Origin of the sequence: Paenibacillus sp. 11B (assembly GCF_030487755.1) — a bacterium.
GTDB classification, from domain to species: Bacteria; Bacillota; Bacilli; order Paenibacillales; family Paenibacillaceae; genus Paenibacillus; species Paenibacillus vandeheii.
Genome location: NZ_JAUKNS010000009.1, coordinates 253,991 through 277,682, shown reverse-complemented (window position 1 = coordinate 277,682; position 23,692 = coordinate 253,991). Strand labels below are relative to the sequence as shown.

General features: G+C 50.1%; 19 protein-coding genes. 16 read left to right on the top strand and 3 right to left on the bottom strand.

Annotated elements, in window-relative coordinates; translation table 11 throughout:
* The first annotated feature begins 79 nt into the window (after positions 1 to 79).
* Positions 80 to 1,309: an anhydro-N-acetylmuramic acid kinase gene (locus tag Q0V21_RS30230; RefSeq protein WP_301882093.1), complete on the top strand. Its 1,230-nt coding sequence runs from the start codon at positions 80 to 82 to the stop codon at positions 1,307 to 1,309.
* A 123-nt stretch (positions 1,310 to 1,432) separates the two neighbouring features.
* Entirely contained in the window at positions 1,433 to 2,272 is an 840-nt protein-coding gene (locus Q0V21_RS30225) for a MurR/RpiR family transcriptional regulator (RefSeq protein WP_301882125.1), read from the top strand.
* Between the two features lie 147 nt (positions 2,273 to 2,419).
* Here the strand turns inward: Q0V21_RS30225 and murQ are convergent, their stop codons facing one another.
* Together murQ and Q0V21_RS30215 are read right to left on the bottom strand one after the other, a co-directional pair.
* Positions 2,420 to 3,325, bottom strand: coding sequence for an N-acetylmuramic acid 6-phosphate etherase (gene murQ / locus Q0V21_RS30220; RefSeq protein WP_301882092.1), 906 nt, complete (start codon positions 3,323 to 3,325; stop codon positions 2,420 to 2,422).
* Positions 3,326 to 3,347: 22 nt separating this feature from the next.
* Complete coding sequence (locus Q0V21_RS30215) at positions 3,348 to 4,310, bottom strand: N-acetylglucosamine kinase (protein WP_301882091.1); 963 nt, start codon at positions 4,308 to 4,310, stop codon at positions 3,348 to 3,350.
* A 361-nt stretch (positions 4,311 to 4,671) separates the two neighbouring features.
* Here Q0V21_RS30215 and Q0V21_RS30210 point away from each other — a divergent pair, with 361 nt between their 5' ends.
* The 7 genes from Q0V21_RS30210 to nagZ all read left to right on the top strand — a co-directional run bounded on the left by Q0V21_RS30210 (position 4,672) and on the right by nagZ (position 12,768).
* Entirely contained in the window at positions 4,672 to 6,024 is a 1,353-nt protein-coding gene (locus Q0V21_RS30210; protein ID WP_301882088.1) for an ABC transporter substrate-binding protein, read from the top strand.
* Positions 6,025 to 6,079: 55 nt separating this feature from the next.
* Positions 6,080 to 7,003, top strand: coding sequence for a carbohydrate ABC transporter permease (locus Q0V21_RS30205; protein ID WP_079348555.1), 924 nt, complete (start codon positions 6,080 to 6,082; stop codon positions 7,001 to 7,003).
* Between the two features lie 44 nt (positions 7,004 to 7,047).
* Positions 7,048 to 7,881, top strand: coding sequence for a carbohydrate ABC transporter permease (locus Q0V21_RS30200; protein ID WP_053780049.1), 834 nt, complete (start codon positions 7,048 to 7,050; stop codon positions 7,879 to 7,881).
* Between the two features lie 49 nt (positions 7,882 to 7,930).
* Positions 7,931 to 9,040 (top strand): ABC transporter ATP-binding protein, encoded by a 1,110-nt coding sequence (locus Q0V21_RS30195; RefSeq protein WP_079348557.1) that lies wholly within the window; start codon positions 7,931 to 7,933, stop codon positions 9,038 to 9,040.
* Positions 9,041 to 9,137: 97 nt separating this feature from the next.
* Positions 9,138 to 9,848 (top strand): hypothetical protein, encoded by a 711-nt coding sequence (locus Q0V21_RS30190; RefSeq protein ID WP_079348559.1) that lies wholly within the window; start codon positions 9,138 to 9,140, stop codon positions 9,846 to 9,848.
* Complete coding sequence (locus Q0V21_RS30185; RefSeq protein WP_301882086.1) at positions 9,848 to 11,014, top strand: exo-beta-N-acetylmuramidase NamZ family protein; 1,167 nt, start codon at positions 9,848 to 9,850, stop codon at positions 11,012 to 11,014. Before Q0V21_RS30190 ends, Q0V21_RS30185 begins: the two co-directional genes overlap by 1 nt.
* A 68-nt stretch (positions 11,015 to 11,082) precedes the next feature.
* Positions 11,083 to 12,768, top strand: a complete 1,686-nt coding sequence (gene nagZ / locus Q0V21_RS30180) for a beta-N-acetylhexosaminidase (RefSeq protein WP_079348563.1) — start codon at positions 11,083 to 11,085, stop codon at positions 12,766 to 12,768.
* 121 nt (positions 12,769 to 12,889) lie between these two features.
* On the opposite strand, the gene Q0V21_RS30175 is transcribed toward nagZ, so the two are convergent.
* Entirely contained in the window at positions 12,890 to 14,290 is a 1,401-nt protein-coding gene (locus Q0V21_RS30175; protein ID WP_301882083.1) for a serine hydrolase domain-containing protein, read from the bottom strand.
* 262 nt (positions 14,291 to 14,552) lie between these two features.
* Here Q0V21_RS30175 and Q0V21_RS30170 point away from each other — a divergent pair, with 262 nt between their 5' ends.
* The 7 genes from Q0V21_RS30170 to Q0V21_RS30140 all read left to right on the top strand — a co-directional run bounded on the left by Q0V21_RS30170 (position 14,553) and on the right by Q0V21_RS30140 (position 23,678).
* Positions 14,553 to 16,526 (top strand): methyl-accepting chemotaxis protein, encoded by a 1,974-nt coding sequence (locus tag Q0V21_RS30170; RefSeq protein ID WP_079348567.1) that lies wholly within the window; start codon positions 14,553 to 14,555, stop codon positions 16,524 to 16,526.
* Positions 16,527 to 16,810: 284 nt separating this feature from the next.
* Positions 16,811 to 17,485, top strand: coding sequence for an AzlC family ABC transporter permease (locus Q0V21_RS30165; RefSeq protein WP_301882123.1), 675 nt, complete (start codon positions 16,811 to 16,813; stop codon positions 17,483 to 17,485).
* Complete coding sequence (locus tag Q0V21_RS30160; RefSeq protein ID WP_024632343.1) at positions 17,476 to 17,805, top strand: AzlD domain-containing protein; 330 nt, start codon at positions 17,476 to 17,478, stop codon at positions 17,803 to 17,805. Before Q0V21_RS30165 ends, Q0V21_RS30160 begins: the two co-directional genes overlap by 10 nt.
* A 96-nt stretch (positions 17,806 to 17,901) precedes the next feature.
* A complete protein-coding gene (locus Q0V21_RS30155) occupies positions 17,902 to 18,705 on the top strand; it encodes an NAD-dependent epimerase/dehydratase family protein (protein ID WP_079348569.1) in 804 nt (267 codons plus the stop codon).
* 108 nt (positions 18,706 to 18,813) lie between these two features.
* On the top strand, positions 18,814 to 19,470 hold the full coding sequence (locus Q0V21_RS30150; RefSeq protein WP_301882077.1) for an SGNH/GDSL hydrolase family protein: 657 nt from the start codon (positions 18,814 to 18,816) through the stop codon (positions 19,468 to 19,470).
* Between the two features lie 223 nt (positions 19,471 to 19,693).
* Entirely contained in the window at positions 19,694 to 21,718 is a 2,025-nt protein-coding gene (locus Q0V21_RS30145) for a heparinase II/III domain-containing protein (RefSeq protein WP_301882076.1), read from the top strand.
* Positions 21,719 to 21,737: 19 nt separating this feature from the next.
* The gene (locus Q0V21_RS30140; protein ID WP_301882075.1) at positions 21,738 to 23,678 is read left to right on the top strand and encodes a glycosyl hydrolase; all 1,941 of its coding nucleotides are present in this window, start codon (positions 21,738 to 21,740) and stop codon (positions 23,676 to 23,678) included.
* Positions 23,679 to 23,692: the final 14 nt, after the last annotated feature.

Here is a 23,692-nt window from a genome sequence, read left to right as displayed (position 1 = left end):
GTGAAATTTTATATCATATACTGGGTGGAATTATGGCAGGATGACGTGTTCATCGGGTCTGGCGGGAGGTTGTGAATGGATGGATACAGGCAGCTATCCGATGTGGGAGCAATATCGCTTGAAACGGGAGCATTATATCATTGGATTGATGTCAGGCACGTCCCTCGACGGGACGGATGCAGCATTGATGCGGATTCTGACAGATGACAGCGGGGCATTGCAAAAGATCGATCTGGTTGACTTCGTCTGCGTACCGTACTCCAATGAATTGAGAGAAGTGCTGATTCGACTATGCTCACCGGAGACGGCACGCGTGGATGAGCTGACAGCTGCACATTTTGGCGTATCGGAGTGGTATGCACACAGTGTCACAGCGCTTATTCGATCCTCAGGAATCTCATCCGGGCAGGTGGATGCGATCAGCATGCACGGGCAGACCGTATGGCACGCACCTGTTGCTTCGGATTTTCCGGGGCCAACTGGCGGGAGCCTTCCCGTGGTGTCCACGCTCCAGATTGGCGAATGCGCCGTTGTACGTGAACGAACGGGCCTGCCAGTGATCGGTAATCTGCGGGCACGGGATATGGCGGCTGGCGGGGAAGGAGCGCCTCTCACACCTTACGCCGATGCGTTAATGTTTCGTAGCCCAACGGAAGGGCGGCTGGTACAAAATATCGGCGGCATTGGCAACGTCACGGTGCTCCCGGCAGCGTCATCTGCCGAAGGTATCTCGGCTTTTGATACGGGACCCGGGAATATGGTGATGGACGCGATTGTACGCCAGGCGACAGGTGGGCGGCAGCATTATGATCCGAATGGAAGCATGGCCGCTCAAGGGACGTTTGATCAGGGTCTGGTGGATCTGTGTATGGACGATGATTATTTCAAAAGGCTCCCTCCCAAGAGCACGGGACGTGAAGTGTACGGTGCGGCATATGCAGCGCGCCTAATGGAGATGGCTGCTGCGCGTTCCTTATCCCTGGAAGATACGCTGGCTACCGCCACCTGTCTAACTGCGGAGACGATCGTGCGGGCAGTGGAGGATTTTATCCTGCCGAAGGTGCAAATATCGGCCATGCTCGCCTGCGGAGGTGGCACTTCCAATGCCACGTTAATGGAGATGATCCGTCAGCGACTACCGGGAGGCATTCGTTTGGAACGTACCGCGGATTATGGCATACCGGATGATGCCCGCGAAGCGATCGGTTTTGCCCTCCTTGGCCATGAGGCACTTATGGGCAGAACCAACACACTCCCAGCAGTAACCGGCGCGAAACACGCAGTAATATCGGGCAATCTGACACTGTAGTGAGTCCTGGTTTTTGAATGATTTGGCTATGCAAGAGCGTTTAACCGATTAGACTCCATTGCAATTATAGGATAAAATGCTTGTACATGAAGGCAGTACGGAAAGGAGGAGCGGATGGAAGGCATGAAGGGTGGACTTGTACGTTTACGCGCATTAATGGATGACTTGACTCCGTCGGAACGGAAGATCGGAGCCTACATTCTCGATCATCCCCAAGAAACGGTTCAGTCCTCGGTGGCACAGCTGTCTGAACGGAGCGGTGGCAGCCCGGCTGCCATTATCCGTCTCTGCAAATCACTGGGTGTAACGGGTTTTCAGGAGCTGAAGCTGAAGATTGCCGGAGATTTGCAGACAGGTGAACAATATCAATATACGGAGATTCGTCCCCAGGACTCCATGGAGAGCATTATTCAGCATGTGTCCGCAAACAATATTCAATCGGTGAAGGATACGGTTCATATTTTGGATCCACGTCTGATGGAAAAGGCAGTGGATGTGCTTCATCGGGCGAAACGGATCTTTTTCTATGGGGTGGGGGCCTCCAACCTGATTGCGCTGGATGCACACTACAAGTTCATGCGAATCAATCGTACAAGCTTTTCGTTCGCCGATCCGCATATGCAGATTTCGTCCGCAACGACGCTTCGCGAAGATGATGCGGTGGTATGTATCTCGTATTCAGGGGAGACTTCGAACGTGATCTCCTGTCTGAAGCATGCTCGTGAAGGCGGCGCTGCAACGATTAGCATTACCAAGTGGGGGAGTAATAAGCTCAGCAGTCTGGCGGATGTACCCCTGATGATTACTTCCACCGAAAGCGATATCCGGAGCGGAGCAACTTCGTCACGCATCGCACAGCTGAACGTGATCGACATTTTGTATCTGGCGATTGCCAGCCGCGACTACAACCAGTCGGTGGAATATTTGGAGAAGAGCCGGCAGGCTATTCTGGAGCATAAGTGAATTTGAACGATTTGAATCCCTTTCTGTTTATACAGGAGGGGTTTTTTTGACGGATGATATCCGCTTGTAGTATGAAAAAATCAAAAAGAGAGCCCGGACACCTATATCGGGCTCTTTCAACTTCAAAGGCTATTTGCCCTGCATGGTTCAGGAAGGCCCCATAATGGCGGTGCGGACGAATCCGTCAGCCAGATCCAGTCTGCGCTGAGCTTCCACGGCGTCCACGCCTGCCATCAGCATAACGATTGCCGTTTTCACATGACCGTCTGCGCCGGCAAAGGCCTGTTCAATGTCCGCTTCGTTCGCTCCGGTTGCCAGATGGATCATGCGTTTGGCCCGATGGACAAGCTTTTGGTTGGAAGGGTTCAGATCGACCATGAAATTACGATATACCTTGCCCAGACGAATCATGGCGGTAGTGGTCAGCATGTTCAGAATCATCTTCTGGGCGCTGCCTGCCTTCATGCGTGTTGACCCCATGACAACCTCCGGGCCGACAACAGCCTCAATGCTTACATCAGCCAAAAGGGTCATTGGTGTACCTGCGTTGTTACTCAGGCTGATCACAGTAGCTCCGATCTCCTTGGCGTGTCTCATCGCACCAAGCACATATGGCGTTCGCCCACTGGCTGCGATACCAACCACGACATCGTTTTCGTCTATTCCATGCTCATCCAGGTCTGCAGCCCCCAATTCCTCGCTATCCTCAGCACCTTCCACCGGGTCCTTCACCGCCCGAAATCCCCCTGCAATAATACCCTGTACCATGGAGGGAGGGGTTCCGTAGGTAGGCGGGCACTCCGAAGCGTCAAGTATTCCCAATCGTCCACTGGTGCCTGCACCTACATAGAACAGCCTGCCGCCGGACTGAAATGCCTCCAAGATTCGGTCCGCCGCTTGGGCAATGACCGGGATCAGGGGCTGAATCAGCTCCGCAATCCGTTGATCTTCCTTATTAATCAGTTCCATAATTTCTGCTGAGGGCAATTCATCTATATGATCCGTTAGTGGATTGGGTTGTTCCGTTAATAATGAGTTCAGCATGTGGTTCATCCGTATGGCCTCCTTCTCTCTTTTAAAATGATTCTTTCAAGGAACAGCGTCTTCTTGCCAGTTGTGCTGCACCTACCGCTGGAGCAGGGGCATCTTCACGATATACAAAGTCCAATTCTTCATAATATCCTGACAGCTTCTGGATAAATGTATTTCGGAAAAGCGCAGCGTATCGGAACAGTGATCCGGACAAGACAATCTGAGTGGTTGCAAATTCGGGATGACGGGCAATCAGTGCTTTTGCCGTAATTGCCAATTGTCCGGCTTCATCGATGATCAGCGCCCGGGCAGCCTCATCCCCGGATTCAGCAGCTTCTATAGCAAGACGGGCGATGGACGCGGTCTCGGTTTTGCCCCAGTCCGACTGATACACCCGTGCCTTAAGTTTTGATATATCCTGAAGGTTCAGCTTCTTTATAAGAAGCGGAGTTAAACCGGTTGGAGGAAGAACGCCGTCATAGCTCTGCATGATTACTTGCAGTGCACGTTGTCCAATGCGATAGCCACTCCCCTCATCTCCGAGCAGATGACCCCAGCCTCCTGCCCGGTATCGTTCTCCTTCCAGCGTGAAACCGTACACGATAGACCCTGTTCCAGAGATGCACAATACACCGTGAGTATGTCCGAGAGAGGCCATCAGGGCGATCTCTCCTTCGGATACAACCCAGACTGGGCAGGCATCTGATTTGTGTCGATTACTGTTCTTCATATAATTATTTACTGCGTCGGCTATAAGTTGCCGTTCTTGGATCGTATCAATACCTGACATTCCAAGGCATATACCTTCACAATTTGTCGATAAATCACTTACTAGATTAAATAGCTGTTCCAGCACTCGTTGCAATTCAGAAAGGGCCTGTTCAGGTGGTACGCTGTGAGGGTTCGTGGGACCGCCGCTGAGCCGGGCAAGAATTTCTCCAGATTCAGAAATGATTGCTGCATCAGTATTGGTACCGCCTCCATCTACGCCAACATATACTCGCAAAGTGGCTCACCTCGCTTGCTTGAGTTTTCTTTTTACATAGTATAGAGGCATAAAAAGAAAAAGTAAAATTAAATTTTAGAATAAAAAATAATGTTGAATTTTTATTTCATAGCTCATATAATGAATTCAATCTACAATTTTGGAAGGAATTAATACGGTTGATGTCAACTAAGTTGACGTTAATATTGCATTTAAGAGATTAATCCTGTGTACGTTCAGGTCTAATCCATAAGGGAGGTGCATTTTCCTTACTGCCACGCTCATTAGTCAGTTATGCCGTTTAAGGATGGATGATTTCAAAAGGGGTAGCATGGTTAGGCAATGCAATAATTGGGAGACGACACGCGAAGGAGATGAAGGGATGAAAAAGAAGGGTCTGGTATGGGCAATGTTGTTGATGATGGTCTGGGTTACTGCCTGCGGGAATAGCGGTGGTGCTGCTTCAGATGATCCCAATGCGGAAGATACCGTGACGGTATGGACTTATCCGGTGCATGGGACGTATGAAGATGAACTGAAGGATCTGATCGTTGATTTCAATAAAGAACACCCGAACATTACCGTGAAGACGGAAATGCTCTCCTGGGCGGAAGGGCCCAAAAAATTCGATGTCGCTCTGAACGCGGGCAACCCGCCGGATCTTTACTTTCATAGTGTAGACGGCACATATGTAAATACGGGGTTGGCGCTTGAGTTGGATAGCTACCTGACACCTGAGATCAAGGATGACTATCTGCCGGGTACGCTTGAATTGGGCCAGATCCAAGGGAAGCAGTACGGACTGCCGTTGTATCAATTCCAATGGGCATGGGGTGGCAACAAACGCATTCTGGAGGAAGCGGGTATTGACTGGAAATCCATTCAGCAAAATGGCTGGACCTGGTCCGAATTCAACGCTACCGCAGCCAAGCTGACGAAAACGCTGGATGGCGGGGCTAAACAGTATGCACTGGTGACCGACGGAACCTCGCTTGATTTCATTGAAATGCTGTCCCGAAACAACGGCATGATTGACGTTCTCGACAAAGACGGCACGTTCCAATGGAATGATGGACGCATTCTGGATACGCTCTCTTTTATCAAAAACCTGATGGATCAAGGTTATATGCCGAAGGAAACGGCAGCTCTTGCTCCAGCAAAACGGACGGATATGTTCTACGCGGGTGAAACGGCAATCATCTCCAAAGCGATTCCTTATTATGATGTCATGATTCAGAACCGCAACAAGGACATTGATGACGGAAAGGTACAAGGGGAGAAAATTGATTTTGTCCTGCTGCCTGTACCGCATAACGACGATCAACCTGCGGCAGCAACGATGGGCGGCGAAGGGTACGTAGCTTTCAAGCAGAAGAAGGATAAAGGCGAACAGCATGCCAAAAATACATTCCTCGTGATGGAGGCACTTAGTGGTGCCAAAGCAGGAAACTCGGCCAATGAACTGGCGCTCCCATTCGTAAGACAATCCCAGGCGGATCTGTTTAAAGGAAAAGAGCTTGGTCAACCGGATAATCTGGCTGCTGCGAAAGTAATGGCAGAGAATATCGCTATGCCGGTTGTACTGGAACTGGATATCGACAAAGCATCACAGCAAAAACAATTCAAGGAACAGGTTGTGAAGCCTAACATTCAGGCGCTGTTCTCGGGTGAGAAAACACCGGAGCAGATCGCAGAAGACTTCAAGAACAAAGGCCAGCAGATGTTCGGACAATAACTCTGACCATATAACATAACGTAAAATCACACTGATTAGGAGAGGAGGATTCGCCATGCAGACCGCCCTTGCGCCAAAACCATCTGTACCCCGGACTTCCCGGGTTGCCCGGTTTTGGCGAGACTACGGGTGGGCGTATTTGTTCATTTTGGCGCCTGTCCTGCTGTTTCTCATTTTCACACTGTATCCTGTTCTGACGGCTCTCGTGATGAGCTTCCAGAAATACAACATCATGAATTCGACGTGGGTTGGATTGGACAACTACGAGCGACTGGTGAAGGATGAGACGTTCTGGAAGTCGATTAAAAACACACTTATCTTTACTGTGGGTACGGTACCGGTCAACATTCTTATTACATTTGTGCTGTCCTACTTCATCTTCCAGATGAAAAGCAAGTGGCAGACTTTTTTCAAAGCAACGTTGTACTTGCCTGCAGTAGCATCCGGGGTAACCATCTCCATCGTATGGCTGGCGATCTTTGACCCGACGGATTCGGGACTGCTAAACCGCTTCCTCGGCCTGTTCGGCCTTGATCCGGTAATCTGGCTGGGTCAGTCAGGTACGGCACTCTTTTCACTCATTCTGATGAACTGGCTCGGATCGCACGGCGCGGGTATCATTCTGTATCTGGCAGCCATGGGCGGTATTCCGAAATCACTGTACGAAGCGGCGGATATTGATCATGCCAGCGGCTGGACCCAGTTCAGCAAGATTACATGGCCGCTGCTCAAACCAACGACGCTGTATCTGCTTGTGACGGGTGTGATTACGTCCTTCCAGGTGTTCATCTCGGTATATCTGATGACACAGGGTGGACCGAACTTTGCGACAACGACGATTGCTTATCTGATATATGAGACGGCATTCAAATTTTATGAATTCGGATTGGCTTCTGCACAGTCGTTCGTATTGGCGATCATCATCATTGTCATCTCCGTCATTCAGTTCAAATATTTCTCCAGCGATATTGAGTACTAAGCTTTAAGCACGTTGCATTAAGCATCCGGGGGTGAATGAAATCCATGAAATCAACACAGAAAAAGACACTGCTTGTCGTTGCATCCATTCTGCTGGTGGCCTGGGCGCTGGTGACGGTCATTCCGATGTACTGGATGCTCGTTGGCTCGGTGCAGGATAGCGCGATGTCGGCTTCATTTAGACCGCAGATGATTCCGGAGCAGTTGTCGTTATCACCATATGAGCGTTTTTTTGCCAAAACCGATGCCTGGCGCTGGCTATATAACTCGCTGCTGATCGCAGTCATTCTGACCGTGACGAATGTGTTCTTCGCCTCCCTGGCGGGATATGCGTTCGCCAAATTGAAGTTTCCGGGGAGCCAGGCGGTATTCTGGACTCTGCTGGGTACGATGATGATTCCTGCACAGGTAACGCTGATTCCTTTGTACATTCTGATGGTCAACGTGTTTGACCTGGGGGATACGTATACGGCCATTATTCTGCCTGCTGCCGTCAGCGTGGGCAATATCTTCTTGATGAAACAGTTCATGTCAACGCTGCCTACATCGCTGATTCATGCGGCACGTATTGATGCATGCAGCGAGTTCGGCATCTTCTGGAAAGTGATTCTGCCAATGGCAAAGCCGGGGATCGCGGTACTGGCGATTTTCACGTTTGTCGCTTCATGGAACGAATTTTTCTGGCCATTCCTGATTACCAATTCCAACGAGATGCGGACCGTTCAGGTAGGGCTAGCCTCGTTCGTATTTGCCGAATCAACGGACTTCGGCGCAATGATGGCAGGGGCAACGATTGGCGCGCTGCCGATGATTATTCTGTTTTTCTCGCTGCAACGCTACTTCTTACAGGGTATTACCATCGGTGCAGTTAAAGGTTAAGGTGAACGTTTAGTTCAGGACAAGCGACAACGTAAAGGGGGATCTACCTATGGCACGCGTGGAGTTTCGCCAAGTGCGCAAAGAATTCAAAGACGATCATAAAGGAACGTTCACGGCTGTGGCCGGTTCGGACTTTGTTATAGAAGATAAGGAATTCGTGGTTTTTGTGGGTCCTTCAGGCTGTGGCAAGACAACGTCACTGCGGATGATTGCGGGACTGGAAAAGCAGACGAGTGGAGACATTGTCATCGGGGAACGGGTTGTGAACGATCTGCATCCGAAGGATCGCGATATCGCGATGGTATTTCAGGATTATGCGCTGTATCCACATATGACGATCCGCGAAAATCTGTCTTTTGGCCTGAAAAACCTCAAAAAGCCAAAATCCTATATTGATGAACAGGTACAGAACGCGGCCTCCATTCTGGGGCTGGAAGCGATGCTGGAGCGCAAACCGCGCGAGCTGTCCGGTGGTCAGCGACAGCGTGTGGCGGTGGGTCGGGCGATCGTCCGTGATCCGCAGGTATTCCTGTTCGACGAACCGCTCTCCAATCTGGATGCCAAGCTGCGGGTGCAGATGCGGGTAGAATTGGGCGAGCTGCATAAGCGGCTCGGTGCCACAATTGTATACGTCACGCATGATCAGGTGGAGGCCATGACACTGGGGGAGCGCATTGTGGTCATGAATCATGGAGATATTCAGCAGGTGGCTTCACCGAAAGAATTATATGCGAGTCCGCGTAATATGTTTGTTGCCGGATTCATCGGTTCCCCGGCGATGAACTTCATTGATGCCCGAATTGAAGGCACGCAGGTTGTCGTGGATGGGGCATCATTCACCTTGCCAGAGGAAGTACTCGCTCGTCTTCAGAGCTATCAGGGGAAGCCGGTGATTATGGGTCTGCGTCCAGAGCATATTTTTGGTGACGATGTTGCTCCGAATATTCCGACAGACCATATGCTGCAGGCGCGGGTTCAAGTCGTGGAGCATCTGGGCTCCGAGAATCTGGTATATTTCCATTCCGGTGCCCGTACCGTTACAGCCAAGGTTCACCCGGAAACACATGCTTATGTAGGAATGGACAAAAATTTTGTACTGGACCTGCGTAAGGCGCACTTTTTTGACCCGGAAACGGAACTGGCAATTGGACGGGAATAAGCTATATCAGCTGAATGTTTCGCTTCTCCGGAATGGTTCTGCCTTCTCCGTTATCGTGTAAATGTTTAGTCCAGTTTATATAGAAGGGAGAATAAAAATGCGTAAGCTGAGTGAAGTGTTGGTCAAGTCTGGGGCGGAAATCTATCGGGATATTATTCCGGTGGCCCTGTACAGTGTTGTTAGCTCCATCATAATGGTGCCCATTCTGATGTTTGCTCCCCTACCGATCGCGGTGCTGCTTTTGGCCGTGATTTATATGCCAATCCTATTCGGCGTCAGTTATGCCGTGCATCACAGGCTGGAACGCAAGGAACGCCGCAATGGGCTCAAGGATATCTGGAACGGAACTAAGAAGGGATTCATCCCGGGAGGGGCAGTAGGTGTGCTTTTCGCGGTGCTTGGCTTCATTCTGTGGTCAACCTGGTGGTATTACGGCGGACAGGGCGGGGTTACAGGTACAGCGGTGAGTATGTTCCAAACGTTCTTCGTCCTTATGGCGCTAATGTCGCAGTTCTATACCTGGCAGCTCGTTTTGCAAAAGAACATGGGCATCATTCAGGCGATGGGGGAAAGTGTGAAGTTATTCTTCCGTCATCCGGGGTACACGATGGGAGCCTGTTTTCAGGCGCTGTGTCTGACGGCTCTGCTGATGCTGACGGTTGTTGGATACGGTGCACTGTTCGCGGGCATGTTTGCCATCTATCAGTATAAGGTCGCCCTTAATGTACTGGAACCCGAAGAGGAACCAGCTTCATCTGGCGGCAATGACCACCAGCATACAGGGTGGATCAGCCAGGGGAATGTGTAATGGTCGTCAGAACTGGAGTTGATCTTCTGTCGGGAGGGCTCTCTCACCCATGGTTAACGGATGCACGTATTGGCCTGATAACGAATCCGACCGGAATTACCGCGGATTTTATCTCTACGGTGGATGTTTGTGCCGGGTTGGCAAATACCCAACTTACGGCGCTCTATGCTTGTGAGCATGGACTGGATGGTGAACTTCAGGCTGGTGTCCGATTTGGGGATACGATGCATTCAAAGTTAGGTATTCCGGTGTTCAGCCTTTATGGGGAGCATAAGAAACCCACGCCTGCAATGCTGGCTGGGGTGGATACCGTATTGTATGACATCCAGGATGTGGGTGTCCGGTATTACACCTATGAATCGACCTTGTTTCACATGATGCAGGCCTGTGCTGAAACGGGCAAACGACTGCTCGTGTTGGACCGTCCCAATCCGTTGGGCGGGGATGCGGTGGAAGGCGGCGTGCTGAGCACGGGCTATGAATCGCTCGTTGGCGCTTGGCGTGTCCCCGTCCGCACCGGATTGACGGTCGGTGAGTTGGCCCTGCTGGTGAACAGTGAGATGGAGGTGCCCTGCGAACTGGATGTAATTATGATGGCAGGCTGGCAGCGCTCTATGGAGTTTACGGACTGTGATTTGCCCTGGATGCTGCCTTCTCCCAATATGCCCACACTGGACAGTGTGCGGGTGTATGCGGGTACATGTCTGTTTGAAGGTACCAATGTCTCGGAGGGCAGAGGTACGACCCGCCCATTCGAGTGGATTGGAGCACCGTGGGTAGATGGTGAACGACTGGCGGAACGTTTTCGTGATTACCATTTGGAGGGAGTGCATGTGCACCCCGTGTACATGTCGCCGACCTTTTCCAAACATGCAGGAGAGTTGTGCGGGGGTGTAAGGATATTCGTAACGGACAGCAGCGTATTCCGACCAGTAGATACAGGATTGATCCTTTTGCATGAACTGGCTTCGCTTTATCCAGAGCAATTTCAATGGTTGGAGCCACCACAGTCAGGTTCGCGCTATTTTATTGATTTGCTGACCGGAGGCAGGGAAGTTAGGGAAATCATTCATGACCGGGAGAAAGTAATTGGCTTAATTAAATCGTGGAGAGTTCAAGCAGAGGAATGGAAGGAGCGGCGGAAGCCGTTTTTGCTATATCCGTAAAAGTAGGGTCCATGGGAAGGATATCTTGTAATGAATCATGGATGCTTGTCATTGGGAGGGGGCATGGAATGAGTGGGCAAAACGAGCTATACCCATTGAAGCTGGAACAGATGACCCTGCGTGAGAAAATCGGTCAAATGCTGCTTTGCGGCTTTCATGGCACTGAAGCTGCTGGTGATGTAGATGACTTTCTCCGAAAGTATCCCATCGGAGGTGTGATTTATTTTGCGCGTAACGTGGAGTCACCGGAGCAGGTGGAGCGGCTATCGTCGGGCCTGCAACGGATTGCTGTCGATAGCGGTAATGTGCCGCTCTGGATATCCATTGATCAGGAGGGCGGCATGGTAGCCCGGATCACCGATGGGATCGCCCTGATGCCGGGACAGATGGCAATTGCCGCAGCAGGCTCCATCGAGGATGCATATCAGGCAAGCTACATCAGTGGTGTGGAGCTAAGATCCATGGGCATAAATATGAACTTTGCTCCGGTTCTGGATGTAAACAATAATGCTGCCAATCCGGTAATTGGTGTGCGTTCATTTGGGGAATCACCGCAGTCCGTCGCAGCGTATGGAGCAAGGAGCATTGCAGGAGTACAGGATGCTGGCATTTCCGCGACAGCCAAACATTTCCCGGGGCACGGGGATACCGATATGGATTCACATCTGGATCTTCCGGTCATCACCCATACTCGGGAACGGGTAGAGCGTGTGGAACTGATTCCGTTCCGGGCTGCCATAGCGGCAGGTGTCGATGCGATGATGTCAGCCCATATTTATTTTCCGGCCCTTGAGCCGGAGCGTCTGCCTGTAACGCTATCGCGAGCCGTCTTAAGTGGGTTGCTTCGTCAGGAACTGGGTTATGAAGGTATGATTGTGACGGACTGCATGGAGATGGACGCGATTGCCGCCAACTATGGTACGGTTGATGCAGCTGTGATGGCGGTAGAGGCCGGCGCGGATCTGGTGTTGATCAGCCACACTGCTCATCTTCAGGCAGGGGCATTTGAAGCGCTGCTGGCAGCCGTCCAGAGCGGGCGAATCAGTGAGGCTCGCATCGACGAATCTGTAACTCGGTTGCTGAAGTACAAGGCGAAACGAGGTCTGCTGGAGAATGGAATGGGCACAGGTAATGATGAAGTGCATGATGAGGTAGCGACTTCGCTCCTCCCTGAGGCATCAACGGATCCAGCTTCATTTAGGCGCCAAGAGCGTAACCATTCGTTACACCAGGAGGTGGCCCGACGAATCAGTGAGAACAGCATCACGCTGGTTCGTGACCAATTGAACATGCTGCCTTTGAAGCCGCAACGTACGCTGGTCATAACGGTTGCTACAGCAGTAACGACGATTGCCGACGAACAGCTGACTCAGGTGGTTACCCTAGGCTCGGCTTTGTCGCATTGCGGTCTGGATGTGGTTGATGTAACCGTCACGCCAGAGGAAGTTGCCATTCGTTCTGCCCGTCTGCTTCAAGCTGCGGAAGAGGATGACATTCGCCAGATCATAGTGGGAACATATAACGCAGGCAGTGCCTCTGGTGATCCGCAATGCAGGCTGATCGGCTGGCTGCAGCAATTGGGCAAGCCGCTGGCTGTTGTGGCACTTCGCAGCCCCTATGATCTGCTGGCGATCCCGGAGGTGCAGGTCTATGTGGCTGCGTACGAGAGCCGCCCGCTTGCCATGGATAGCGTCGCTCGGGCGCTGATGGGACATATTCCTTTTGCCGGAAAGCTTCCAGTATCCATAAAATAGACAGACGTTAAATGACGAGCGAAGCGAAAGTATGATTCTGAATTTGAAGACATAGATAGCAGAAGGGACGATCCAATAATGGACCGTCCCTTCTGCTATTATCTAATGAGTAAAAAGGATATTATTGCAGATTCAGTGCCTGAGCTGTCTTAGCCTCCACCTCATCCATAAGTGAAGTCATATCCATACCCGCATGATTACCGAGAAGAATAATCGTAATATCATCTGTTAAATTACGTGAGAAGGCTGTGGCAAAACCACCACCGCTGCCGTTGTGGAAGACGGTACGATTCTGATCGTTTTCCTTGAGAATCCAGGCGTAGCCATAATTTTTATCCGAATACGGCTCATACATCTGTTCAATCGTATCCTGACTCAAAATTTTGTCCGTGTACAGCGCCCGATCCCACTTCAGGAGATCGTCTACGGTGGAGTAGATCGTTCCTGAACCTGATTGTGAAACATAATAAGGCGCAGGCACCCACTGTTTATTCTTCGCAACGAATCCGCTATTCGTATGGACCTTACGGGAAGCTTCTCCAGAGTTCTTCATGCCGAGCGGCTTCAAAATAGTCTGCTGCACATAGTCGGCATAACTCATGCCGGACACCTGTTCAATAACATAGGCCAGCAGAACATAACCACTATTACTGTACAAATAGGCACTACCGGGTTCGAATTTTAATGTTTTGTGCCGAATTTCTTCTACCGTTTCTTCCAATGAAGTGCCTTCACCCCGTCCGAAGGCGGATGGAAGACCCGAAGTCTGGGATAACAGCATATGGAGTGTGATCTGGTCTCCCTTGGGTATACCGGTGATATACTTGGAGATCGGATCTTGCACATTTAGCTTTCCTTTTTCCACCAAGCTGAGAATGGAGGCTGCAGTGAAGGATTTGCTCAGAGAGGCGATTCTGGTCTTCTGATCTGGACGATTGAGCGTCTGTTCATCCGCCAGTCCATAGCCTTGGCGAAGAAGGACTTCTCCATTGCGGGCAATCAGAGCCATGCCTGGAAAATCGATTTCGCGCAAATAGCGGTCTACACTGGCGACTTGACTGTTTAATAGGCTTACTTTGTCTGTCTCAATATTAACACTCATCTGACCAGAGGCTGTACGTTGTACTTTAATATCTGCCTTGAGTGCATTGGCAAGTGCGCGGACAGGTAACATCAGGGTGCCGTTAATCGTGCGAGATTCGACACCGGAGGACAGCCGAACATGGTTAACCTGGATGAAGTCACTGCCCGCCTGGTGAACCAGCTTGTCTTGACCAACGGTAATGGTAGCCGTTTTGGTACGAGGTTCCCACTTCAAGGTGCCATTTACAGAGGTAACAACATCTCGCAGTGGAACATACGTTGTACCTTTCAATACAAGGGGGGCGTTTTTCCACGATTGCTCTTGACCATTCACTTCAATGTGAACTGTTTGCGCCTCTTGTGCTGCGGCTGCTGTGAAACTGGTTTGTCCTAGAACAGGTCCTGCACAAAGAATGAGGGCGAACAGAATACGGAACATGGATGAATATAATCTGGATACAGGTTGTTGCACATGTGAATTGCGTAAGATTCGAATCCTCTCCTTCCAATCGTTTCATAGATAACCAGCTTATGAGCATTGTAAACGATCTCGTAGTGAGGGTCAAAACGAGGAAGGAGCATCATTTTCTATTATCCTAACAAAAATAATGTAATTTCGATTGATTTTAATATTCATACATAATATTTTCACTACGTTTGTCCGATAAAAAAGGGTGAAGATGATGATGGGGGATATTTAAATGAAGAAAAGGATTCGCAATTGGTTTACATTAACGGTAAAGAAACGTCTGATCGCTGCACTGCTTCTGTTCCTGATTGTACCGAGCATAAGCGTGGGATGGTTGTCTTATTTAAAAGCAGCAGACCAGGTCAGGGAAGAAATCATTCATTCTGCACAGGCCAAAACGGAAATGCTCAGTCTGCAGATTAGTCAGATGTTGGATATGGAGAAGGATAACGCAGCGCAGTTCGCCGCCGGTATTACTTCAGCAGATATTATTAATAAATCCCCTGCTCTTCAAAGGCAGATGGACGGGATGTCCAAGAACCACAAAGAACTGGGTGTGCTCACAGCAGGTGCCGAAGATGGCAGCTGGATGAAATCTCCTGACCCCGGACAGCAGATCTATGATCCACGGGAACGCAGCTGGTATACAATGGCGATGTCTCAAGATGAACCGATTATCTCAGATACGTTCCAATCGGTAACCACGGGAGAATGGGTCGTCACCGCAGCTGCCAAACTGTCCGATGGCAAAGGAGTATTCGGAGCCAATGTAAGTCTCAACCACTTAAAAGAATCTGTTGATAAGATACATATTGGTGAAAAAGGAAAACTGTATATGCTGGACAACGGCGGAAAGTTTCTGTTCCATTACAATATCGAATCCGGCGTGCAGTCCAATGAGAGCTACATTAATGAGATGTATACGAAAGACCAAGGAACTGTAAAGTACACGTATGATGGACAAGAGCTGGAAGCTGTGTTCTTTACGAATCCCGCGACGGGTTGGAAAATTGTTGGTGAGATCGTTCCTTCCGAAGCAGCCGATGCCGTAAGACCGATCTTGATCCGTGCATACACTCTTGTTGGAACATCACTGATCATTGGTATTATTCTGCTTGTGTTCATTATTCGAAGCATACACCGTCCATTGTTGCAGCTAACACAGGCAGCATCGAAAGTGAGCGCAGGGGATCTGACAGTTCGGGTGGGCTTGCAGCGTCGCGATGAGTTCGGACAACTCGGGGCAAGCTTCGATACTATGACCTCCTCGCTGCGCAACGTTCTAGGCGAAGTACATGATACATCGAGCCAGCTGGCGGCATCCTCTGAGGAGCTGATGGCGAGTTCTGAACAGACATCCAGGGCAACCGAACAGGTTGCTGAACTGATGCAGGATGCAGCGTCAGGAACGAACAAACAAAACGCCAGTCTCGCCGCAACGGGGCAACTTGTGGGTGAAATGTCTATTGGGGTCAAAGAAATCTCATCGAGTGCCGAAGAGGCCGCTCGCATCGCTGTTGAAGCATCTACCAAGTCCGAAGCGGGTATGGTTACGGTGGAAGAGGCGGTTGCTCATATTCAGAAGGTGAATGATGAGAGTGAAGCCATGGCTGCGGTCATTCAGGATCTTCGAGCGAAAAATGAAGAGATCATTGAGATTGTAGCCGAAATTACTGCTATTGCGAAGCAGACCAATATTCTTGCCTTGAACGCATCCATTGAAGCGTCCAGAGCAGGTGAACAGGGCCGGGGCTTCGCCGTGGTTGCCAATGAAGTGAAGTTGCTGGCCAACAATTCGGGCAGTGCGGCCGAGCGCATTAATGAACTGATGCGTGAGATGCATGAGAAAACGAATGCGGTACAATCTACCTTTGCCCGTACGGGAGAAGGCATGATCAAGGGTTCCCAAATGATTACGGAAGCGGGAGAGGCTTTTCAAAATATCCGTAGTGCCGTGCAATTGGTTGCTGCTCAAGCTGGAGAAGTGTCGGCAGCTTCCCGTCAGATTGATGGAGGCATGATTTATGTGACCAAAGAAGTCAATGAGACGATTGAATTATCCAATCAGATTGCCTCAGGAACGGAAGATGGCTCAGCTGCTGCACAGGAGCAGCTGGCTACAATGGAAGAGGTTGCGGCGTCCTCGGCGGCGTTGTCCCGTATGGCTGAAGATCTGCAAAGCATGATTGAACGATTCAAGTTATAGTTTAATAGCCATTCTCGAAGAAGACTGTGGGGTATAACCCCGCAGTCTTTTTCTTGTTGGTGTACTTCGTTAATCATCGAATTATGAAGATTCGTAGCGGATCTGTTCTGTAAAAGGGGATCTGTCTCTCCCGGAACGTCTCATCCTGTGGTATATTTCTAAATTAAAAGTAATCCGCAGGATGTGGATTGAAATGGAAAGGGGATGCACCGGATTTGGACAAATCAATACCACTGACATCCGGGCCCGCAAATACCGAAGAGGTGCAGGATGATGCTAGATTTATGCAAGGAGTCAAGGATTGTATTCCAACCCTGCTTGGTTATTTGAGTATTGGCTTTGCAGCGGGTGTCATTGAAATGACGGCAGGTCTTAGCCTGGCGGAAACGGCTCTGCTCAGTCTGATTCTGTATGCGGGATCGGCCCAGTTTATTGCCGCAGGCATGCTGGCATCGAATGGTTCAGCGACGGCCATTATTTTCACCATATTTTTCGTGAATCTGCGTCATTTGCTGCTGAGTGCAGCCGTATCGCCGTACTTCCGTCATCTGACGCCGCTTAAAAATATGTGGATCGGCTCGCTGCTCACCGACGAGTCCTTTGGCGTGGCGATGACGCGTGCGATTGGTAGGAAAACGCTGAGTGAGCGCTGGATGCACGGTCTGAACATTACAGCATATCTGAACTGGTTTGTGGCGAATATGGCGGGGGCTTATTTTGGTCGCTGGATAATCAATCCGGATCGGCTTGGGCTGGATTTTGCCTTGCCTGCGATGTTTATCGGTCTGGTCGTACTTCAGCTGATGCAGCGCAAAAATAAAAAATTACACATCAATGTGGCGATCATCGCTGTTGTCTGTGTAATCTTCGCCAGCATGGCTTCGCTTGGCAGCATGAGTGTCATTGTGGCTGCGGTCATTGCGGCAACGATGGGAGTAGTGATGGAACGATGGAAGTAAGATGGGATGTATTTTGGATTATTATGGGATCGGCTTTGTTAACGTTCATTCCGCGTGTATTGCCACTCATGCTGTTCAGCAAGATACAGATTCCGATGTGGCTGTTACGCTGGCTTGAATATGTACCCGTAGCGGTGATGGCGGCACTGATCGGTCAGGAATTGTTTATGGCGGACAACCAGTTGGTGCCGATTACGCAAAATGCTGCCCTCTGGGCAGCATTACCTACCATTGCCGTGGCAATCTGGACCCGGAGTCTGCTCGGAACGGTACTTGTCGGTATGGTGGCAATGATGATTTTGCGGTACTTGATGGGTTAATATACGGGGTCTTTATTGGAGCAGGTAAATCCTTCGCCCTTACGGTTAATAATGTCCTATAAGATCATAGCAAATAGGGCGAAGGGAGTTAGATCCATGAGTAAAACGAAGCACAGACTATTGATTACGGGAGCGGCGGGAGTCGTTGGTCGCAGTTTGCTGGAGGGACTGAGGGAAAAGGGCAAGTATGATATCGTGGCTGCCGACCTTCATGATGATCCTCAATCAGGCATTGTAGCAATGGATGTGACAGATGGAGAACGACTGAACGAGCTCATGCAGGGTATTCAGACAGTGCTTCACATTGCTTGGGCCAAGGACGAAGAGGATTTTCTGGGCAAAGTTCTGCCGATCAACGTAACAGGGGCATACCATGTGTATGAAGCTGCAAGGTTGAACGGTATACAGCGGGTTATTTTTGCAAGTTCAAATCATGCGACAGGGTTCTATCCAACAGGAGAGGATATTGAAGTGCATGATCCATATCGGCCAGACAGTTTCTATGGACTTAGCAAATGTTATATCGAACTGCTGGGACGATATTACGTGGATAAGCATGGCCTATCGTCATTCAACATTCGAATTGGCAATTTCTCGGGCGATGCGTATCCGCATTCTGAGCGTTCGGCACACATCTGGATCTCGCCCAGAGATATGGTGCAGCTTGCCGAGTGCTGCATTGAGGCGGATTCGAGCATGAAATATGTTAATTTATATGGCACTTCAGCGAATACGGACAATTATTATGATATTGGATATCTGGAGCAGATGATTGGGTACCGCCCGGAGGATGATGCGGCAGAGTTGTGGGACGAAGCTAAACGCAAGGGAACGCCGGATAAGCAAGACGAGACGAAATATCAGGGTGGAGGATATGTGGCGAAAGACCCGAAAGGCTGAAAAGTACCGTTCTGAAAACGCTATTTTCTATTGCGTCCGAAAGGGATAAAATGGAGACTGAAGGGTTGAGGTTTTCATTTTACATACAGGAAGGAACGGTTATTGATCATGAGTACACATTCATCCGTTATACTTTTTCAGGGAGACTCCATTACAGACGGGGGAAGATCGCGCAATGATGATCCGAATCATTTTCTCGGGCATGGCTATGCGTATCTGATCTCAAGCAAACTGGGCGTGGAACTGGCCGCCAAGCAGCCGACGTTCTATAACAGAGGAATTAGCGGGGATCGTGCTTCCGATCTGTATGCACGCTGGAACGAGGATACCTTTAGTCTGAAGCCGGATCTGATCAGCATTCTCATCGGCGTTAATGATGCATGGCGTACCGTGAATGGCGAACCCAGTGGAGTGACGGATCGTCTTGGACGTGCATATCGTCATTTGCTGGAGGAAACACGCGAAGTGATGCCGAATACTGGGCTGGTTTTAATGGAACCGTTTATTCTTAAAACCGGAGCTACAGTGGAGCGTTGGGACACTTGGCAGGAGCGTATCGGGCAGTATCAGCGCCTTGTTGCTGAACTTGCCACAGAATTCGGTGCTGTGCTGGTTCCATTGCAGGATGTGTTTAATCAGGCCACTGAAAAGGCTGACGCTACCTACTGGTTGTGGGATGGTGTGCATCCAACGGCAGCCGGTCATGAGCTTATCGCGCGTCAATGGTTGTCTGTTGTACAGAATTCTCCGCTTGCGATTGGTTAATAGACATTGGATTGAATTGGATTATCAAGTACGCACTAAAAAGCTTGATGTAACGAGGAACCCGGTCGGGTTCTTCTTTTTTTCATATCTCGAAATAGGGATTCTGTGGTTAATTTGGTTGGATATGATGGATAACTCTTCAAATGTAAAGCATTATCCGGTAAAATGAAATCGGTTACATATAATGAAGGTTTTGTATTCCATATAGATTAGGGTGAATTCAATGGAAAACACCAATCAAAGTAAGGAAAGTTCCATCCCGATGCCGGATACTTCGGTCATTCAACGGGTGGTACATCGGATAACGAGCGGGGGACAGGGGGATCAGCATATCCAGCCTGCACCAATACGAGCTTCAGTCTGCTCTACGGATAGCATCGAACAGGCGTTACTCCAACCGGAGCTGGCTTCTTTTTATATCGATCTGAAAGCGTATGGGGAACGTGCCCTGAACGAAAGCTTGCCTTCGCTATCATTTGGTCTTTATCGGAAGTTTGGGGACATAGGGGAACGAAAGTTGTATGAGGATGCGTACTTTGAACGCAGGGGACGTCTTGCGGCAATAGCGCTGCTCGCTGTGGATTCAAATGGCGCGGGATGGATAGAGACATTGGAAGATATGTTGTGGGATGTATGTGGCGAGTATACATGGTGTTTGCCTGCACATTTGGGTACGGGGGGAGTGGAACAGGTCAACGGCAATATTGATCTGTTTGCCGCGGAGACGGTACATATGCTGGCCGAAATCGTGACGATTCACGCGGATCGACTGGATACACGCATCATCCAACGGATTAGGGCTGAGGCCGAGCGACGCATTTTCACTCCGCTCTATCGGGAGAAACGTGCCTATCACTGGCAAGGTGCAGATCATAACTGGTCTGCTGTATGCAGCGGATGCTGTGGCATGGCTGGACTATTACTGCTGGAGGAAGAAGCAGTTCTGACAGAATCGGTTGTTCAGACGATTCGATCCATGCAGGCATTTCTGAGTGGATATGGCATGGATGGTGGTTGTGCAGAAGGCATTGGTTACTGGGTATATGGGTTCGGCTATTTCGTCTATTATGCCGACATGCTGCGCGAATACAGTGAAGGTGAGATGGATTTGCTGAATGGTCCGAAAATAGCGGCGATCGCAGCCTTCCCACTGCGGGTTCATCTGTCGGGAGGGACCTTCGTGAATTATTCGGATAGTGCGGAGCAGCAAGAGATTCCTTCGGGCTTGCTTTCACTTCTGGCATCCCGTTTCGCTATAAAGGTGGATTTGCCGTTTCATATCCCTTTGTTTACTGATGATCCCTGTCATCGTTGGGGTCACCTGCTGCGCAACGTGCTGTGGAGCAGTTCGGCAATGGTCCTTCAAGAAGCGGGGGCTGTTCCAGCGGAACGAGGGATCATTTTGGATGATTTGGGCTGGATGATTGCGAAAGGAGTGATTGAATCTGCGAGCGCAGATGTTACCAGAGATGAACCTCTCACTACTGCTTTTTCCGTCAAGGCCGGGCATAACGATGAACCCCATAACCATAATGATCTTGGGCAATTTATACTCCATTGTGGTGGCGAAAACATTCTTTGTGATCCGGGAGCGGGGCTGTACACACAAGCTTATTTTGCTCCGGGCAGAGAGCAGTTGTTCCACATTAGCTCGTCCGGGCATAACGTTCCTCGCATAGAAGGGAAGGAGCAAAGCTCGGGACGTCAGGCGCAAGCACTGGTTCTTGAGGCGAAGGTTTCGGACGATGACTGTACACTGGATGCCTGTTTGGAACTGACAGCAGCTTATCCTGAAGCGGCTTCACTCGCCTGCTATACACGTCAGTTGCATTGGAGCGGTTCTGCTAAAGATATCGGGACCGTAGCAGAACTGCGTCTGAAAGATCGATTTCAATGGAAAAACAGAGCGGCGTCTTCATCAAGCACGTTATTTTCGGTGGGAGAACAGCAACGGCCGAGTGTGACGGAGCGGTTTATGAGCAGAAAGGTACCTGAAAGGGTACATGAGGGAAAGATTCAATGGCAGGGTGAACATGCGACGGTAGGGATGACGTATGATGCAATCCAATGGCAGGCTGATATAGAGATCATTAATACAGTGGATCATGATAATATGCCAGTTACATTCTATCGGACCTCCCTTGAATGGCGAGACCAGCCTGATAACCGAAAAGTAAGAAGTGGAAGTGATGAAGTTAATCCGCTGGAAACGGTGTGTGAGCTGAAGTTCACGGTTGGACCCAAGTGAAAGATGGAGGTGAGCATACGTGAGTAAGTATACGTCCGCATCAACATATCCATGGAGAGATGCACTCGAAGATTACCGTACACTAGCGGAACAGGCGGGGCCTGCTCCTTCAGATGGTTGGAATCAGGCTCGCAAATTGTCCCTTGTGGAGAGTGTTGTTCGGGCTTATACACCTTACCAGGACAGTGAAGGCGCCATTATTGATCCATTTTCGAAGGCGGAGCGATATTATTCCACGCCAGCTTATGCAATGGCTGCATCGGTTCTTGTTCAAGCGGGCCTAACGGATCTGCTTCCTTCAGCGGCATTGGCCCTGTCACACAGCATCGATGTTGTCGTGAAGGGATGTGCGCCGGATCATCACCCGGACTTTTTCCCCGTGTTGATGATGAGAGCATACATCCTGTTGAAGCCGTATATGCCTGAGCAGGCAAAAGTCTGGGCAGATGCCCTTAAGAAGATCCAGCCTGAAGAAGATTATGTCTTTACAATGAGCAAAATGAACAATCCAAATCGCATGATCAACTGGAACGCGATTATGATCTCTGGGGAGTATCTGCGCTGGAGAGAGCAGCTTGCCAGTGATGATACGGCGTGGATGGATCGTTATCTGGATCAGTATCATCTGCCACGATTTACGGCGCTTGGACTGTATCAGGACGGACCGCTGGACCGACCAAATTGTCCATTTTCCTATGATATTGCGACGCGCTATCATCTGGATGTCATGCTTGAAGCGGGATATGACGGTTCATGTGCTGGTGAGCTGAAGGAACAATTACGTCATGGTGCATTCAGTACGCTGCTTACATTGTCGCCGCTGGGAGAGATTCCTCCGCGTGGACGCAGCTCCCAACATCAATGGAATGAAGCGGCAGCAGCCTACGTATGTTCTGTTCATGCAACTCAGGCCTTACAGGCTGGAGATCGGGTGATGGCAGGAGCGTTCACCCGAGCTGCCAATCGGTGCTTCGAATCTGTGGAGCGCTGGAAGATGGATGATGGGCGTCTGAAAATTGTTCGCAACGAGTACCCGCCCGAGGTACGCCACGGATACGAAATCTATACGAATCATACCGCCTACAACCTGTGGACGGCAGCGGCACTGGCCCATGCCTGTCTCAGCAATCCTGGTGAAGATGTAACGGGCATACTCCTTCCTTCCGAGGTAGGCAGCAGGGTGTTGCAGGCCGATGGATGGTTTGAAACGATCATTGCCTCTGTACCAGGTCAACAAATGATCCTGCATACGGCCATGAATGATCCATACACGGTTCCCGGTCTTGCGCGGATACAACAGGCGGGATTACCGGGGCTGATCGGGCCCTCCGCTGCTGGACATGTGCAATCCGGTTTCACGGAGTTTGCTGAAGGGAAAGTTGGTCCGCTGAGCTACTGTCCTGCCTGGAAAACGGCAGATGGGAAATGGCACAGTCTTGCCAGGGGCATCCCGTCAGGTGTTGACTATGACCGGGATGCCGGGATTAATCCTGCTGATGGTGGGGGTTCGATTTTGCTTGAAACGGTAGAGCAAGAGGTGAAAGATAATTCAGGCTCTCCAGAGGGAGATGACGGAAAACGTCAGGATCAGGTCAATGCGTTTACAGTGACATGGCTCGGCCCGTTAACCGGGATCGATTCACTGCGCACCCGTTATGTACAGCAGACGGATTTGCTGACCGTGACATATGAATTCGAAGGTGAACTTGAGGTTGTCGGAGCACTCATTCCATTAATGTTCAGTGATGGCCGTGAACAGGCTGTCATTACACTTTCCAGTCAGGCTGTGCGCAGCGAGTATCGTGGAGCTTATGTGGAATCAACCGTGTTGGACGAAGGAGCTACCATTCATCTCAAAGAACAGCCGATGGCGTCCCGCAACGGATTGCTGAAGGAAGCACGGATGGAAGTAATCAGCGGGCGAAGTATTACGTTTACGATCAGATTGGGAATTGATTAGAGGAGGGATAACTG

What these genes read in the sequence shown, in the direction of transcription:
- Q0V21_RS30210 (WP_301882088.1), top strand. Translation starts at nt 4,672, where the DNA reads ATGAAAAAGAAGGGTCTGGTATGGGCAATGTTGTTGATGATGGTCTGG.
- Q0V21_RS30175 (WP_301882083.1), bottom strand. Translation starts at nt 14,290, where the DNA reads ATGTTCCGTATTCTGTTCGCCCTCATTCTTTGTGCAGGACCTGTTCTA.
- Q0V21_RS30230 (WP_301882093.1), top strand. Translation starts at nt 80, where the DNA reads ATGGATACAGGCAGCTATCCGATGTGGGAGCAATATCGCTTGAAACGG.
- murQ (WP_301882092.1), bottom strand. Translation starts at nt 3,325, where the DNA reads ATGAACCACATGCTGAACTCATTATTAACGGAACAACCCAATCCACTA.
- Q0V21_RS30200 (WP_053780049.1), top strand. Translation starts at nt 7,048, where the DNA reads ATGAAATCAACACAGAAAAAGACACTGCTTGTCGTTGCATCCATTCTG.
- Q0V21_RS30185 (WP_301882086.1), top strand. Translation starts at nt 9,848, where the DNA reads ATGGTCGTCAGAACTGGAGTTGATCTTCTGTCGGGAGGGCTCTCTCAC.
- Q0V21_RS30225 (WP_301882125.1), top strand. Translation starts at nt 1,433, where the DNA reads ATGAAGGGTGGACTTGTACGTTTACGCGCATTAATGGATGACTTGACT.
- Q0V21_RS30205 (WP_079348555.1), top strand. Translation starts at nt 6,080, where the DNA reads ATGCAGACCGCCCTTGCGCCAAAACCATCTGTACCCCGGACTTCCCGG.
- Q0V21_RS30170 (WP_079348567.1), top strand. Translation starts at nt 14,553, where the DNA reads ATGAAGAAAAGGATTCGCAATTGGTTTACATTAACGGTAAAGAAACGT.
- nagZ (WP_079348563.1), top strand. Translation starts at nt 11,083, where the DNA reads ATGAGTGGGCAAAACGAGCTATACCCATTGAAGCTGGAACAGATGACC.
- Q0V21_RS30155 (WP_079348569.1), top strand. Translation starts at nt 17,902, where the DNA reads ATGAGTAAAACGAAGCACAGACTATTGATTACGGGAGCGGCGGGAGTC.
- Q0V21_RS30160 (WP_024632343.1), top strand. Translation starts at nt 17,476, where the DNA reads ATGGAAGTAAGATGGGATGTATTTTGGATTATTATGGGATCGGCTTTG.
- Q0V21_RS30145 (WP_301882076.1), top strand. Translation starts at nt 19,694, where the DNA reads ATGGAAAACACCAATCAAAGTAAGGAAAGTTCCATCCCGATGCCGGAT.
- Q0V21_RS30190 (WP_079348559.1), top strand. Translation starts at nt 9,138, where the DNA reads ATGCGTAAGCTGAGTGAAGTGTTGGTCAAGTCTGGGGCGGAAATCTAT.
- Q0V21_RS30195 (WP_079348557.1), top strand. Translation starts at nt 7,931, where the DNA reads ATGGCACGCGTGGAGTTTCGCCAAGTGCGCAAAGAATTCAAAGACGAT.
- Q0V21_RS30150 (WP_301882077.1), top strand. Translation starts at nt 18,814, where the DNA reads ATGAGTACACATTCATCCGTTATACTTTTTCAGGGAGACTCCATTACA.
- Q0V21_RS30165 (WP_301882123.1), top strand. Translation starts at nt 16,811, where the DNA reads ATGCAAGGAGTCAAGGATTGTATTCCAACCCTGCTTGGTTATTTGAGT.